This is a genomic window from Paraburkholderia sp. BR10923 (assembly GCF_040948765.1).
Classification (GTDB): domain Bacteria; phylum Pseudomonadota; class Gammaproteobacteria; order Burkholderiales; family Burkholderiaceae; genus Paraburkholderia; species Paraburkholderia youngii.
Map to the genome: position 1 here is coordinate 13,134 of NZ_JBFPKO010000023.1, position 14,172 is coordinate 27,305.

A 14,172-nucleotide genomic window follows, 5' to 3' on the forward strand; every position below is an offset into this window, starting at 1 on the left:
GCAACAAACATCTTTACCTGCAACGTCATCATGTCCATTTCACGCCACGCGTTGTTCGGCAAGCTCGGCGCGACGCTCTTCAGGAGCATCGAATCCGCTACGGCGTTTTCCAAGCTGCGCGGCAACCCGTATATCGAGCTGGTGCACTGGCTGCACCAGCTGCTCGCGCAGTCCGATAGCGACCTGCACCGCATCGTCAGACACTGCGGCATCAGCCGCGAACTGCTCGAGCGGGACCTGCAGAGGGCACTTGCCGCGCTGCCGTCCGGGGCGAGCGCGCTCACGGATTTTTCGCATCATGTCGAGACGGCAATCGAGCGCGCGTGGGTCGTCGCGACGCTGGCATTCGGCGACGGGCGGATTCGCGGTGCATGGCTGATGGCGGCGCTTGTCGAGACGCCGGATTTGCGGCGCTTGCTGCTGGCCATTTCGCCGGAGTTCGGCAAGATTGCCGTCGACGGCCTTCACGATGCGTTGCCGGCCTGGATCGACGGTTCCCCCGAAGAGAAGGACACCCCGTACGACCAGAGCGACTTTTCGTCCGCGGTGCCGGGCGAGGCGTCCGGTGCGCTCGCAGCCTCGGCGAAGGGCGCGGCGGCACTTGCGCAGTTTTGCGCAGATCTGACCGCACGTGCGCGCGCCGGTGAAATCGATCCGGTGGTTGGCCGCGAAGTCGAGATTCGCACGATGATCGACGTGCTGTTGCGGCGGCGCCAAAATAATCCGCTTCTGACCGGCGACGCCGGGGTTGGCAAGACGGCGGTCGTCGAAGGTCTCGCGCGCGCGATCGCGGCCGGCGAAGTCCCGCCGAAACTTGCCGACGTGCGGCTGTTGAGCCTCGACGTCGGTGCGCTGCTTGCGGGCGCGAGCATGAAGGGCGAATTCGAGGCCAGGCTGAAGTCGGTACTCGAGGAGGCGGCGAAGTCGGCGGCTCCGGTCGTGCTGTTCGTCGACGAGATTCACACGCTGATCGGCGCCGGCGGTCAGGCCGGCACCGGCGACGCGGCAAACCTGCTGAAACCGGCGCTCGCCCGCGGCACGTTGCGCACGATCGGCGCGACGACGTGGGTCGAGTACAAGCGGCACATCGAGAAAGACCCGGCGCTCACGCGGCGCTTTCAGGTGCTGCAGATCGCCGAGCCAGAGGAGCCGTCCGCGATCGACATGGTCCGCGGACTCGCACGCACGCTCGCGAGCCATCATGGCGTCGTGGTTCTCGACGAAGCGATTCGCGCAGCCGTGACACTGTCGCATCGCTATATTCCGTCGCGTCAGTTGCCGGACAAGGCGATCAGCCTGCTCGACACCGCCTGCGCGCGCGTCGCGCTATCGCAGCATGCGCCGCCGCGCGAATTGCAGCGGATTCGCGAGCGCTTGCAAGCGGCGCGCGTCAAAGCCGAGCTGCTCGGGAACGAGGTGCGTATCGGGCTTGGCAGCGAGGCCGCGCTGGCCGACGTCAACGCGACCATCGCAACCCTCGAGTTCGAGGATCGTGTTGTCGAAACCGCCTGGCAGACCCAGTCCGAGGCGGCGAAGGCGCTGGCGGGCGCGCGCGAGGCCGTGAGCGCGCGCGCCGCAGCAGGCGGACCCGAGGCCGACGCGCGCGATAGCGCGGCGAGCGAACTGCAGACGTTGCGCGAGCTGGAGCGCACGTTATCGAACCTGCAGGCGGCTACGCCATTCGTGTTTCCGGAAGTCGGCGAAGCGATCGTCGCCGACATCGTCTCTGACTGGACCGGTATTCCAGTCGGACGCATGATCACCGACGAGGTGAGCGCCGTGCAGATGCTGCCCGCCACGCTGGCGGCGCGCGTGATCGGCCAGCACGACGCTTTGCAACAGATCGGCGAGCGCGTGCAGACGGCGCGCGCCGGGCTCGCGGACCCGCGCAAGCCGCTCGGCGTCTTCCTTCTCGCGGGACCGTCCGGCGTCGGCAAGACGGAAACCGCGCTCGCGTTGGCGGAGGCGCTCTACGGCGGCGAACAGAATCTCATCACGATCAACATGAGCGAATACCAAGAGGCGCATACGGTCTCGGGACTCAAGGGCGCGCCGCCTGGCTACGTCGGTTACGGCGAGGGCGGCGTGCTGACCGAAGCGGTGCGCCGACGTCCGTACTCGGTCGTGCTGCTCGACGAAATTGAAAAGGCGCACGGCGACGTGCATGAAATGTTCTACCAGGTGCTGGACAAGGGCTACATGGAAGACGGCGATGGTCGCTATATCGATTTCCGCAATACGACCATCCTGATGACCAGCAATGTCGGCGCCGATCTGAGCGCGAGCCTATGCGCGGACGAAATGCTTGCACCGGATTTTGACGGTCTGCGTTCCGCGCTTGCGACGGAATTGCTGAAGGAGTTTCCGGCCGCCTTCCTCGGGCGTGTGACGCTGGTGCCATATCGTCCGCTGGGCTCGGATTCGCTCGCGCGGATCGTGCGTTTGCATCTCGATCGCGTCGTTCGGCGCATGGCGGATAACAACGGCATCGCGCTGAGCTATGCGTCGGAGGTGGTCGACTACATCGTCGGGCGCTGCCTCGTGCAGGAGACCGGGGCGCGTCTTTTGATCGGCTTTATCGAACAGCACGTGCTGCCGCGCCTCGCACGGCAGTGGCTCGATGCGTTTGCAGCGAAAAGTGCGCTCACGCATATGACAATCGAGGTGACCGATCCGGCTACGGCACCTGCGGATGCGCTCGTGGTCCGGGCTAGCTGCTGACCCATGCTCCGAATTTATTCAGGTTTCTTTACGACAGTTAATGAAGGCTGCCATTCAATCGATGCATCTCGCAAACACGCTTTTTGGCATTTTTTTTGCATAGCAATGGCGCTCGCAGTTCACATCGTTTTCACATGATGCATGTCCAATGCCAGCGGCATGATCGCCAGATCGTCAGAAATGGCCAATCGAAGGGAATCCTTAAAAATTGCTCGCGTTCCTTGAACGGAATAGTCTATAAAGACAAAAAGTTCCGCATCATGCGCATGTCTTTCATACAGTATGAATGCACGTGCCCAATCGACATGCGGTCATGGTAGATTTTCAGCGCTGCCATGCTAATCGTGTGCGCCATCCATAGCAGGCAACCATAGGTCGAAATCCGTTACGCCTTTCAATTGCAACCGGAATGACTGGAGAACAACAATGCTCTTCTTTAATGATGGTTTCACATTCCCGAATTTTCTGGCCGACGTCTTTTCCATCTTCATCTTTATTCTGTGGTTCTGGCTGTTGATCACGGTGTCGAGTGACCTGTTCCGCCGCCATGACGTGTCGGGATGGGGCAAGGTTCTGTGGGTGATTTTCCTGATCATCCTGCCGTATATTGGCATCTTCGCGTATCTGCTCACGCAGCATCGCGGCATGGCGGAACGCGATCAGGCGCGGGCGAAGCAGATGCGCGAAGATTTGCGCAATGTGGTGGGCTTCAGTGTCGCCGATGAAATCGAAAAGCTCGACAAGTTGAAAGCGTCCGGTTCCATTTCTGCGGACGAGCACTCGCGTCTGCGCGCGAAGCTCGTGCAGTAAGCGTCGGTTACCTTAGTGCAGCCATCGGCGAGCGGGCGCATTGCCCGTGTCGCCTTGGCTTTTGCGCGGTGAGGGTTTCCCGATCGACGCGCGATCGAACGTAACGGGAGGAACCCATGCTTGCCCGAGTCGCCCACGTTCGAAACGCTGTTGCGCGAACGGCACGGGCGCCGCTGGTTGTGCGCCGCGCCGCGCTCACGTGCGTGACGGCGTTGATGCTCGCGGCTTGCGCGCAACCGTGGCAGCAATTCCAGGCTGGCCAGGATCAAGCGGCGATCATCGCCCGGATGGGTCCGCCGCGCGAAACCTATGACCTGCCCGGAGGCGGCCGCAGGCTGATGTGGCCGACCCAGCCGATGGGTTCGACCACCGTCGCCGCCGACATCGACGCTTCAGGCAAGATCGTGAGCGTGCGTCAAGTGTTGCAGTTGAGCGAATTCAATCGCGCGGAAATCGGCAAATGGACGCGCGAGGATGTGCTGACCAATTTCGGCCGCCCCGTGCAGACGCAGTTTTTCCGGCTCTCGCAACGCGAAGTCTGGTCGTACCGTTACATCGAAAACAACATCAACCACATGCTGTTCAATTTTGCGTTCGACACCAACGGCGTGTTGCGCGCGACGCAGCGCTCGCCCGATCCATTGCGGGATCGCGATTTGCGACGGTTCTGAACCGCAAGCTATAGCAACGACTCAATTGGCATAATCGACAGCATCCATACACCGAGCCGCGCGTACCACGTCGCATTCGGTTCGGTATCGAGGCGGGTTTCGACGCCGTCGTTGGTTTCGATCCAGTACAGCTTGCCGTTTGCGTCGAGATGCACCGCGTACGCGACTGTCGGCAGCAAAGCGAGAAATTTTCGATCGACCCGCGTCGCGAGATCGGGGCTGTCGATCACGAGGCCAAGCTCGGTATTCAGATGCGCGGAGCGCGGATCGAAGTTGAACGAACCGACGAAAACCCGCTGGGAATCGGCGATGAAAGTTTTCGCATGCAAGCTCGAACCCGAGCTGCCGAACGGCCCCGGCGACTGTTCTTTCTTCTGGATGACGCCCGCCACGCGCCGCAATTCATACAGGTGCACGCCGTTTTGCAGCAACTCGACGCGCCGCCTGATATAGCCCGAGTGCACGGCGGTGACATCGGTCGCTTCCAGCGCGTTCGTCAACACGCGCACATCGACGCCCTGGGCGGCGAGGCCGCTCAGAAACTGCGTGCCCGTATTCGCCGGCACGAAGTAGGGCGAGACGAGGTCGAGCGACTTCGTCGGCTGGCCCATCACTTCGCGTAGCTGGTGCGGAATCAGCGCTTCCGGCGGCGCGTCGTTCAAGCCTTTCGCGGGGTCGTCGCTGATCATCTTCGTTTTGGCCCAATCGAGCGGCAGCTTGTGGTCGAGCAGGTTCTGCACGACGCGTGGACCGCGCAGCGCTTGCTTGTACTCCGCGGCGGCGGGCTCCTGTTCGATCGCCTGCGCATCACGCTCGAGCGTGGCCAGTTCATCGACGCTCTCGTGCGGCAGGATCTTGTCGACCGGATACGCCGACGCGCTGGCCCAGTAGCGGTCGAAATCGCGCGACACGTCGGCCGCGGCCGGTCCGATCGCGAGGACATCGAGGTCGGCGAAGACGACGCCGTCGGTGGCATCGAAATACTCGTCGCCGATGTTGCGGCCGCCGAGGATCGTCGCGGTGGCGTCGGCGGTCAGTGACTTGTTGTGCATGCGCCGATTGGCGCGTGAGAAGTCGGTTACAAAGCCGAGGAATTTCGGGCTGCGCACGACGAACGGGTTGAACAGGCGTACCTCGATATTCGGATGCGAGTTGAGCGCCGAGAGTGTCGGGTCGAGCGCGGACGCGATGCCGAGATCGTCGAGCAGCAGGCGCACCCGCACGCCCCGGTCCGCCGCTTCGTGGATCTGTTCGAGCAGCAGCGTGCCGGTCAGATCGTCGCGCCAGATGTAGTACTGGATGTCGAGCGTGCGTTGCGCGGAACGGATCAGGTCCATGCGCGCGGCAAACGCGACATGCGCATCGGCCAGCGGATAAATGCCCGCCAGCCCCGCGTGCGAGGCCAATTCGGGCGCGACCGCGCGACCGAGATCCGTGGTGGCCGCCACCGCGGGCGACAACGCATGCGACTCCTTGCGGTCCTCGAGCGACGGTAACCGCGCGCAGCCGGCGAGCAGGCTTGCGCACAGCAGCGCGCACAGCGCGCCCTTCCATCGACGATGCGGGAACGACGGGTGGTGTATCTGCGCTTGCATGGAGTCCGGGTCTTCCTTTGGGTCGCGCGTTCTTGCACGCAGCTTGCATTGGTTGAGAAGAATACTATGAGCGCATGTCCATCGGTGCGCCGCCCGACGCTCTTGTTGCGCCAGGCGCTTTGTCCGATGATACGGGCAGGCTGCGCGAATTCGAACGGGGGCCAACCCGGCTGCGCATCGGCCGCACGGTTTCTGTGCGAGCGAGCGTGATCCGCTTCGCGTCAGCGTAAAAGGGTCGCCAAGAGGCGTAAAAGGTCCGGTTCACGGCGCCTTCGAGCATTTCGCCCCACTGTGGAGTCGAGCAACGTGAAGATCTCCCGCTTGCTGCTGGCTAGCGTGCTGCTTTTCCTGGCGGGCACCGTGCTGCAGATGATATGGCCGCTCGCGCAGCCTGCCTCGTATCACCACTTCGCCGATCAGCGCTCGCTGGGGCCGCTGCACAATGCGGCGGACGTGCTCTCGAACATCGTCATTCTGATCGCCGGCGTGCTCTGTCTGCGCTGGGTCACGCGGCATGCGTCGAACCAGCCGGCGCAATTTCCCGGCATGGTCGTCGCCGCGATCGGGCTGCTGTTCACCGCGTTCGGTTCGGCTTACTACCACATGGCGCCGAACGACGCGACGCTCGTCTGGGATCGCCTGCCGATGACGATCGTGTTCGCCGGCATCCTCGCGATGCTATGGACGTCGTGGAGCGGACAGCGCGTCGGCTGGGCGCAGATGCTGATCATGGTGGTCGTGTCGCCCGCCACCGTCGGCTACTGGCTGGTATTCAACAGCCTGTGGCCTTACGCGATTCTGCAGTTCGGCGGCCTCATGCTGATCGTCGGCATGACGCTCACGCGCAAGGTGGACGGCGTGATCGCATGGACGCTCGTGATCGTCTTCTACGGGGTCGCGAAGATTTTCGAAAGCCTCGATTGGCAGATATGGGAGCTCACGCATCACGTGATCGCCGGCCATGCGTTGAAGCATGTGTCGAGCGGTCTTGCCGGCGCGTCGATGATTCTGGTCGCGAACGCGGCGCCGCGCTCCGTCGCGGGCATCATGCCGCGACGGCCGCGCGGCATCGGGCATTCCGGTACGCCGCGTTGAAGCCGCATCACGGCGAAGTGACGCGGCCTGCGGCGGATGTTATTGCGGCTCGTACCACGAATACGTCGCCAACGTGCTCACCGGCGGCGTGCCGATCTGCAGCGTGATGTCGCGCAACGATGTCAGTTCGATATTGCGCAAGTCGCCCATATAGCGGCGCGAATCGCCGTTGTCGTTGATATACGCGACCACGTCGCCCATGATGCCCGCGACGTTCGTGCTCGTCAGCGGCTCGCCCCAGATATCGAAGAAGTCGCCGAGCGTATAGGTCCTTTCGGTCGGCGCTTCCATATGGATGATGCCGGTGTTGTCGTGCGTGTGCATTTCATACGTGCATTGCGACAGGATGCCGACGTTCGCCGGCAACGCGAGCCATTGCCCGTCCTTGATGATCGCGAGGTGCGCGTGCACGTGGTACAGCACATTCATGTTCGGCGCGCAGGTCAGGCCGTCGACCGGCGAGCCGTTGCCGCCCGTCGACGTCGTGCCGTTCGGCCAGAACGACGAGCCGACCACGCCTCCGAAGACGAGCGTGATCGGGTTCGGGTCGAACGGCGGCGGATCGGTCCACGCATAGGTGGGCACTTGTGTGACAGGCGTGCCGACCATGATCGTGATTTCGTCGTGCGGCTTCAGCACGAGGCTCGCGGGGTCGCCCGTGTATTGCGTGAGAGTGCCGCCGTCGTTCACGTAGATCGCGATCGGCGAGGCGGTCAGACCCGCCACGTTTGACGCACTCAGCGGCTCGCCCCAGATCGAGAAGAACTGGCCGAGCGTATAAGTCGCGCCGGTCGTCGCGTCCATATGGATCTTGCCGCTCGAATCGACCGTGTGCACCGGATACGCGCAGCCAGTCGGCGCGGTGATGGTCGGCTCGACCATGCCGATGTTGGGCGGCAGCGTCAGGAGTTGCCCGTTCTGATAGATCGAGACGTGAGCATACGTGTACGCGGTGCTGCGCAACGCGCAGTTCAGTCCGCCGACGGGCTGACCGGTTCCGCCCGCTGACGTGACGCCCGCGGGCCAGATGGCGGCGCCGAGTGTCGTGCCGTCGATGATCGGCGTCGCGGCGGCGAGCTTGGGCGTCGTCGCGCTCGCGTCCGATGCGCCCGACGGGCTCGACGCCGGAGTTGGACTTGATGCCGGAGTTGAACTTGATGCCGGTGCCGGACTCGACGCGGGCGCGGGACTCGATGCGGGGGTGGTCGCTCCGGCCGCGCCGTTCGAGCCGGTGCCGCCCGGCTCCGCGCCGCTGCCGCCACCTCCGCCGCCACAAGCGGACAATGTCCAGATCAGACCCAATGCGACGAATCGCGACCCCAGCCGTTGCAGCATCTCGTTCTCCATGCCGTGAGGTGAAAGGGATGCGTGCAGCGGACATCGCGCATAGACAAAGTGCGGACATCGCACCGCCACGCGCGGCGCGGGTTTCACTGCGTGATTTGGCCGAACGCTGTCACCGCGTGGCGCAGGCGCTCGCGTCGAACCACGTCAGGTGATCGAAACCGATTAAAACAGCCTAACAGATGGTTTCACGAGCGAGACCGGCGCATCACAACGTTTCGCGACATTCTGCTGGCGCATTTCGAGGTATCGGCCTGGAGTTGGCGGACGGAACGATCTGGCGCGCTTTATATGTGAGCTGTCATCGTTCTGTGCGAAGATCGGTTCTGTCCATCGCGCGGCCTGCTGTGTAAGGGGCTCGTACGGCGGGCGCGTGCGCGGCGATCGCCGTCGTCCTCGGGTTGAGCGCGGGCGCACCTGTTTGCCGATTCATGGAGCACTGAGCAATGACCGACAGATTGCAAGCGTCCGTATACGTAGTGCTGCTGCTGCTGATTGTGGGCTGGTTGCTGTATATCGGGCGTGCGGTTTTCGTGCCGATCGTGTTCGGCGCGATCGCGGTGTACCTGGTGGTCGACCTCACGCGGCTGCTGCAACGCATTCCGCTGATCGGCCCGCGGCTGCCGGTGCAGTTGCGCTATGGGCTGTCGATGTTCCTGATCTGCGCCGCGATTTTCTTCGCAGTCGACATGCTGGTCGCCAACTATGACGCGCTCGTCGCGCTCGCCCCGCGCTACCAGGACTCGGTCTTGCTGATGATCCACAAGATCTCGACGCTGCTGCACCTCGAAAGCGAGCCGACCTGGGAGTCACTGCGGCGGAACATACTCACGCAACTTAACATTCAGGCGATGGTGACGGGCCTGCTGGCGTCGCTCTCGTCGATGATCATCGACCTGTTCGTGATCGTGCTGTATGCGAGTTTTCTGCTGTTCGAGCGCCGCACGTTCGGCGACAAGCTGGCGAACATGACCGCCAATTCGACCAACGCGGCGCGCATCCGGGGCGTGGTCATCGACATCAACCGGCGCATTGGCGCGTATCTCGCGCTGAAGACGTTTCTCGGCGTGCTGCTCGGCGGGCTCTGCTGGCTCGCGATGCGCAGCGTCGGCCTCGAGTTCGCCGGGCTGTGGGCGATACTGACCGCGCTGCTGAACTATGTGCCATATATCGGCTCGGTGCTCGCGGTTGCGTTCCCGGTGCTGATGTCGGTACTGCAGTTCGGCGACGTGAATTCGGTCCTGATCGTGCTGGTTTCGCTGTCCGCGATTCACTTCGTGATCGGCAATATTCTCGATCCGTATCTGACGGGCAATTCGCTGAACCTGAGCCCGTTCGCGATTGTCGCGAGCATGGCGGTGTGGTCGGCGTTGTGGGGCGTGCCGGGCGCCTTTCTCGCGGTGCCCATCACCGCCAGCATGACGATCATTTTCTCCGAATTCGAAATGACGCGGCCTGTCGCGGTGCTGCTGTCGAAAAACGGCCGGCTCACTTACGGCAAGACCGAGCAGACCGCTTGAAGCGGTCGCCGCGGCGGCTCTTTCACCCGCGCGTTCTTCGACGAGCCGTTCCAATGCGAACTCATGTCCCGCTCACACGACCCTGAACTCCAGCCCCTTCCCATCCCGGGCAGCGCCGAAGCGCTCGAAGACCCGGCGTTGTTGCGCCGCCTGCTGCGCGCGAAAGACCGCATCGATGCCGCGTCGCACGAAGCCTGGCCGGTGCGGCGCCTGGCTGAAGTAAGCGGCGTGTCGGAAGCGCACTTCGCGCGTTCGTTCAAGCGGGCCTTCGGCGTGCCGCCGCACCGCTATCTGTTGACGCGCCGTATCGAGCAAGCCACCACGCTGCTGCGTGACACCGACCTCGGCATCACGGACATCGCGTTCGCGACCGGCTGGGAAAGCCTCGGCACGTTCGGCCGCGTGTTTCGCGACATCACCGGCCTGAGCCCGAGCGAGATGCGCGTGCAGGCACGCGCCAATCAGACCGAACTCGATCGCGTGCCCGCCTGTGTGCTGAAGGCCGCGCAACGTCCGGACCTGACGGCCGCGGTTCTGGAAAAGCGTCGCCGCACGAACGGCGACGCTGCCGAGCCTCCTGCCAGCGAGAAAACATGAATCAGGCAGTGCTCGCGCCCGCCGCACCGTGATGCCGGAATCCGCATATTCGATGCGGTTTCCAACCAAGACCCGCCCATTTCGACTTCCTATACTCGTTCGACCAAGCCCGGTGCCACGGCGCCGCCCTTTCTGGAAGGAAGCTATGTCGACGATTCCCGCGCGTATAGAGCGCCTACCGTACTCGAGCTTTCATCGCAAACTGCTATGGATGGGAGGACTCGGTTACGTCTTCGATGCGATGGATGCCGCGGTACTGGCCTTCATGCTGCCAGTGCTGCGCAATCAGTGGAATCTGAGCAGCGTGCAGACCGGCGTGCTCGGCAGCGGCACCTTCATTGGCTACTTCTTCGGCGCCGCGCTCGCTGGCATCCTCGGTGACGTGATCGGCCGCCGCACAGTGATGGTGTGGGCACTGATCGTCTACTGCCTCGCATCGCTCGTCAGCGCCACTGCGCAGAACTGGCCTTTTTTCATGGCGACACGCATCATCGCCGGGCTCGGCACCGGCGCCGAAAGCGCGATCGTCGCGCCCTTCCTGTCGGAGTTCTGCGCACGCAAATATCGCGGCACCTTCACCGGCAGTCTGGCGGTGTTCTTCTCGTTCGGCTTCGTCTTCGCCGCGATACTCGGTTATCTGGTCATACCGCTCGCGCCCGACGCCTGGCGTGTCGTGTCGGTGATCACCGCACTGCCGATCGTCATGCTGCTGTGGTGGCGGCGCGCGTTGCCCGAATCACCGCGCTGGCTCGACAGCCGCGGCAGAACCGCCGAAGCCGAGGTGATCGTCGAACGGATGGAAGCCGTGGTACGCGCCGCCGGTTTGCCGCTGCTGCCGGAGCAAGCGCAGGGGGTGAGCGCCCCAGCCCCGGTCGCGTCCGGTACGCCACTGGCGAAACTCAAGGCGCTGTGGTCGCGGCAACTGGCCGGCATCACCGCGATGGCCTGGTTGATGTGGCTGTCGATCACGTTCAGCTACTACGCGTTCTTTACGTGGATTCCCGGTCTGCTGGTGCAAAACGGCATGACGATTACGCGCAGTTTTTCGTATTCACTGGTCATGTACCTCGCGCAGATTCCCGGCTACTTCTCGGGCGCGTGGCTCAATGAAAAGATCGGCCGCCGTGCGACCATCGTCACGTACATGGCGCTCGGCGGATTCTCCGCGTTGGGGCTCGCGCTCACGCACAGCGATGCCGAAATTCTGACCTCCGGCTTTTTGCTGTCGTTCTTCATGAACGGGACTTATGCCGGCGTCTATGCGTACACCCCCGAGGTGTTCCCCACCGAAGTGCGCGCGACCGGCATGGGCGTCGCTTCGGCGATCGGCCGCCTCGGCGCGATCGCCGCGCCGATCCTGGTCGGATTTCTTTATCCGCGGCTGGGCTTCGGTGGGGTTTTCGGCGGCACGACGCTGGTGCTGATCATCGGTGCGCTCGCCGTTCTGATCATGGGCGTGTCCACTCGCGGCCGGTCGCTCGAAGAAATTGCCGCGATGCGCCTGAACCGCTGAACGGCTGATCGCCGGCGGATTACGCGCTGGCACTCTGCAACCCCAGGAACAACATATGGACCGCATCCTGTTCAAGAACGCCGCTTTGCTCGATCCAATGCATCATGCATTGCAGCCGGGTCACAATCTGCTCGTCGAAGGCGACACGATCAAGGCAGTCTCGCAGCAGCCGATCGACGCATCCGGCGCACAGGTCATCGATCTGCAAGGGAAGACCATCATGCCGGGCCTGATCGACCTGCACGCGCACATGGTCGCGACGCAGTTCGACTTGCCGAGCCAGGTCAACATGCCCAACGTATTCGTCACGCTCAAGGCGCTGCCGATCATGCGCGGCATCCTGCGGCGCGGCTTCACGACCGTGCGCGATGCGGGCGGCGCCGGCTTCGCGCTCAAGCAATCGGTCGAGATGGGACTTGCGCAAGGGCCGCGCCTGTTCGTTGCCGGACGCGCGCTGAGCCAGACCGGCGGCCACGGCGACGGCCGCGCGCGCACCGACTTCATGCCCGGCGACGCGCCTTGCAATTGCTGCGTGCGCGTCGGTGCGTTGAGCCGGGTCGTCGATGGCGTCGACGCGTTGCGCCGCGCCGTGCGCGAAGAACTGCAAATGGGCGCTGACCAGATCAAGATCATGGCGTCTGGCGGCGTCGCGTCGCCGACCGATCCGATCGGCGCGCTCGGCTACTCGGAGGACGAGATTCGCGCGGTCGTCGCCGAGGCCGAGGCGCGCGGCACCTATGTGATGGCGCACGCCTATACGGCTGAATCGATGCGGCGCGCGGTGCGCTGCGGGGTGCGCACGATCGAGCACGGCAATCTGATCGATGCGCCGACCGCCGATCTGATGGCCGAGTGCGGCGCGTACGTGGTACCCACGCTGGTGGCCTACGAGGCCTTGCATATCGAGGGCGTGCGCTATGGCCTGTCGGCCGAGAGCGCGGCCAAGATCGACATCGTGCGTGACGCCGGTTTGAAGTCGCTGGAGATTTTCAAGCGCGCCGGGGTCAAGATGGGCTTCGGTTCCGATCTGCTCGGCCCAGGCCACCGGATGCAAAGCGACGAGTTTTCGATCCGCGCGCAAGTGCTGACCCCCGCCGAGATCATCGGCAGCGCCACCACCATCGGCGCCGAGATTCTCGGCATGACGGGTAAGCTGGGACGCCTGACACCGGGCGCCTTTGCCGACGTGCTGGTGGTCGACGGCGATCCGTTGCGCGATCTGAGTTGTCTGACGGGCCAGGGCGAGCGTATCCCGCTGGTGATGAAGGCCGGGCGCGTCGAGTTCAACGAATTGCATTGAACCGGCGCGCGAGCCGAGCGCAGTTTTGGAGAAGCGCCGCCCGGTGCTCAGCGATACAGTCGAGCCCTCAACCACCGAGGGAGGAGTCATGAATCAGGGTATCGATGTGGTCGGTTTGTACGTCGACGATCAGGACGCGGCGCTTTCGTTCTACGTCGACAAGCTCGGCTTTCGCGTCCACACGGACGTGCGCAACGGCGCTTACCGCTGGCTCACGGTCCAGCACCCGGAGCAGCCGACTTTCCAGTTGGGCCTGTTCGCGCCGGGGCCGCCGATCCACGATGAAGCGACCGCGCAAACGCTGCGCGCGATGGTCGCGAAGGGAGCGATGCCGCCGTTGGTGCTGTCCGTTGCCGACTGTCGCGCGAGCTATGAGCAATTGAAGGCGCGCGGCGTGGAATTCACGCAGGAGCCGGTGGATCGTTTCGGCAGCGTCGATGCGGGCTTTCGCGATCCTGCGGGCAATGGATGGAAGATGATCCAGGCGGCGGCGCAGAAGTGAGCGTAAGCGATCCGGGCGGCGCGTAGTCACAAACGGCCGGCGACAAGTCGCACGATCGCGACGCGTTCGCCGGCCGTCCCCCCTACGGGACCGATGGCCTAACCGGGTATCACTGCTGATGCTGCTGCAGATACTGCCGCACGTCGTTCAACGTCACACGACCCGAATGCGCGCTATCGATCTCGTCAAAATGCCTGGCGATATAGCCGAGCCCATTGCTTTGCGCCAGAGCCTTGGTGATCGACGAGCCGTTGCTGAGCACCGAATTCGCGCCCAGCCTGCTCTCCATGCGCTGCTGAGCCTGCTGCTGCAATGTCGAGCCGGTGGTCGGCGCGACCGCGCTAGCACGGTTATGAGGAAAGAACGGACCGTCGACGCCGTGTCCGCCGTGGGGTAGCGTCACGGGCGCGACCGGCTGAGGCGGCAGCGCCTGCGCACTACCGACGACCACACCGAGGACGATCAACGCCAGCGTACGTCGCAAGATATCGATTGAAGACATGA

12 protein-coding genes are annotated in these 14,172 nt (G+C 63.8%); 9 read left to right on the forward strand and 3 right to left on the reverse strand.

Translation table 11 applies throughout. The annotated features are described in order from the left end of the window. Nucleotides 1–30: 30 nt before the first annotated feature. The 3 genes from tssH to AB3X94_RS31780 all read left to right on the forward strand — a co-directional run bounded on the left by tssH (nucleotide 31) and on the right by AB3X94_RS31780 (nucleotide 4,202). Complete coding sequence (gene tssH, locus AB3X94_RS31770; protein WP_368613606.1) at nucleotides 31–2,721, forward strand: type VI secretion system ATPase TssH; 2,691 nt, start codon at nucleotides 31–33, stop codon at nucleotides 2,719–2,721. A 426-nt stretch (nucleotides 2,722–3,147) separates the two neighbouring features. Continuing rightward, the gene (locus tag AB3X94_RS31775) at nucleotides 3,148–3,531 is read left to right on the forward strand and encodes a PLDc N-terminal domain-containing protein (RefSeq protein ID WP_176369344.1); all 384 of its coding nucleotides are present in this window, start codon (nucleotides 3,148–3,150) and stop codon (nucleotides 3,529–3,531) included. A 215-nt stretch (nucleotides 3,532–3,746) separates the two neighbouring features. Next, nucleotides 3,747–4,202 carry a hypothetical protein gene (locus AB3X94_RS31780; protein WP_176121648.1) on the forward strand — a complete coding sequence of 152 codons (456 nt, stop codon included), beginning with the start codon at nucleotides 3,747–3,749 and terminating at the stop codon, nucleotides 4,200–4,202. Between the two features lie 8 nt (nucleotides 4,203–4,210). Here the strand turns inward: AB3X94_RS31780 and AB3X94_RS31785 are convergent, their stop codons facing one another. Then, nucleotides 4,211–5,797, reverse strand: coding sequence for a phospholipase D family protein (locus AB3X94_RS31785; protein ID WP_176111520.1), 1,587 nt, complete (start codon nucleotides 5,795–5,797; stop codon nucleotides 4,211–4,213). Nucleotides 5,798–6,103: 306 nt separating this feature from the next. On the opposite strand from AB3X94_RS31785, the gene AB3X94_RS31790 reads away from it, so the two are divergent. Next, nucleotides 6,104–6,892: a hypothetical protein gene (locus AB3X94_RS31790; RefSeq protein WP_176111519.1), complete on the forward strand. Its 789-nt coding sequence runs from the start codon at nucleotides 6,104–6,106 to the stop codon at nucleotides 6,890–6,892. A gap of 39 nt (nucleotides 6,893–6,931) precedes the next feature. On the opposite strand, the gene AB3X94_RS31795 is transcribed toward AB3X94_RS31790, so the two are convergent. Further along, nucleotides 6,932–8,227 (reverse strand): hypothetical protein, encoded by a 1,296-nt coding sequence (locus AB3X94_RS31795; RefSeq protein WP_368613607.1) that lies wholly within the window; start codon nucleotides 8,225–8,227, stop codon nucleotides 6,932–6,934. 455 nt (nucleotides 8,228–8,682) lie between these two features. Here AB3X94_RS31795 and AB3X94_RS31800 point away from each other — a divergent pair, with 455 nt between their 5' ends. The 5 genes from AB3X94_RS31800 (at nucleotide 8,683) to AB3X94_RS31820 (ending at nucleotide 13,668) form a co-directional block, all read left to right on the forward strand. Continuing rightward, nucleotides 8,683–9,756: an AI-2E family transporter gene (locus AB3X94_RS31800; protein WP_176111517.1), complete on the forward strand. Its 1,074-nt coding sequence runs from the start codon at nucleotides 8,683–8,685 to the stop codon at nucleotides 9,754–9,756. A 63-nt stretch (nucleotides 9,757–9,819) separates the two neighbouring features. Continuing rightward, nucleotides 9,820–10,353, forward strand: a complete 534-nt coding sequence (locus AB3X94_RS31805) for a helix-turn-helix domain-containing protein (protein WP_368613608.1) — start codon at nucleotides 9,820–9,822, stop codon at nucleotides 10,351–10,353. A gap of 145 nt (nucleotides 10,354–10,498) precedes the next feature. Continuing rightward, the gene (locus AB3X94_RS31810) at nucleotides 10,499–11,866 is read left to right on the forward strand and encodes an MFS transporter (protein WP_368613609.1); all 1,368 of its coding nucleotides are present in this window, start codon (nucleotides 10,499–10,501) and stop codon (nucleotides 11,864–11,866) included. Nucleotides 11,867–11,921: 55 nt separating this feature from the next. Continuing rightward, nucleotides 11,922–13,166, forward strand: coding sequence for an amidohydrolase family protein (locus AB3X94_RS31815; protein WP_176111514.1), 1,245 nt, complete (start codon nucleotides 11,922–11,924; stop codon nucleotides 13,164–13,166). Between the two features lie 88 nt (nucleotides 13,167–13,254). After that, the gene (locus tag AB3X94_RS31820; protein ID WP_176111513.1) at nucleotides 13,255–13,668 is read left to right on the forward strand and encodes a VOC family protein; all 414 of its coding nucleotides are present in this window, start codon (nucleotides 13,255–13,257) and stop codon (nucleotides 13,666–13,668) included. Between the two features lie 109 nt (nucleotides 13,669–13,777). On the opposite strand, the gene AB3X94_RS31825 is transcribed toward AB3X94_RS31820, so the two are convergent. Further along, nucleotides 13,778–14,170 (reverse strand): 2-oxoglutarate dehydrogenase, encoded by a 393-nt coding sequence (locus tag AB3X94_RS31825; RefSeq protein WP_176111512.1) that lies wholly within the window; start codon nucleotides 14,168–14,170, stop codon nucleotides 13,778–13,780. Between the last annotated feature and the right edge of the window lie 2 nt (nucleotides 14,171–14,172).

Excerpts from the sequence above, each read along its gene's own strand:
- AB3X94_RS31805 (WP_368613608.1), top strand. The coding sequence starts at position 9,820 with ATGTCCCGCTCACACGACCCTGAACTCCAGCCCCTTCCCATCCCGGGC.
- AB3X94_RS31800 (WP_176111517.1), top strand. The coding sequence starts at position 8,683 with ATGACCGACAGATTGCAAGCGTCCGTATACGTAGTGCTGCTGCTGCTG.
- AB3X94_RS31795 (WP_368613607.1), bottom strand. The coding sequence starts at position 8,227 with ATGCTGCAACGGCTGGGGTCGCGATTCGTCGCATTGGGTCTGATCTGG.
- AB3X94_RS31780 (WP_176121648.1), top strand. The coding sequence starts at position 3,747 with ATGCTCGCGGCTTGCGCGCAACCGTGGCAGCAATTCCAGGCTGGCCAG.
- tssH (WP_368613606.1), top strand. The coding sequence starts at position 31 with ATGTCCATTTCACGCCACGCGTTGTTCGGCAAGCTCGGCGCGACGCTC.
- AB3X94_RS31775 (WP_176369344.1), top strand. The coding sequence starts at position 3,148 with ATGCTCTTCTTTAATGATGGTTTCACATTCCCGAATTTTCTGGCCGAC.
- AB3X94_RS31810 (WP_368613609.1), top strand. The coding sequence starts at position 10,499 with ATGTCGACGATTCCCGCGCGTATAGAGCGCCTACCGTACTCGAGCTTT.
- AB3X94_RS31820 (WP_176111513.1), top strand. The coding sequence starts at position 13,255 with ATGAATCAGGGTATCGATGTGGTCGGTTTGTACGTCGACGATCAGGAC.
- AB3X94_RS31815 (WP_176111514.1), top strand. The coding sequence starts at position 11,922 with ATGGACCGCATCCTGTTCAAGAACGCCGCTTTGCTCGATCCAATGCAT.
- AB3X94_RS31785 (WP_176111520.1), bottom strand. The coding sequence starts at position 5,797 with ATGCAAGCGCAGATACACCACCCGTCGTTCCCGCATCGTCGATGGAAG.
- AB3X94_RS31825 (WP_176111512.1), bottom strand. The coding sequence starts at position 14,170 with ATGTCTTCAATCGATATCTTGCGACGTACGCTGGCGTTGATCGTCCTC.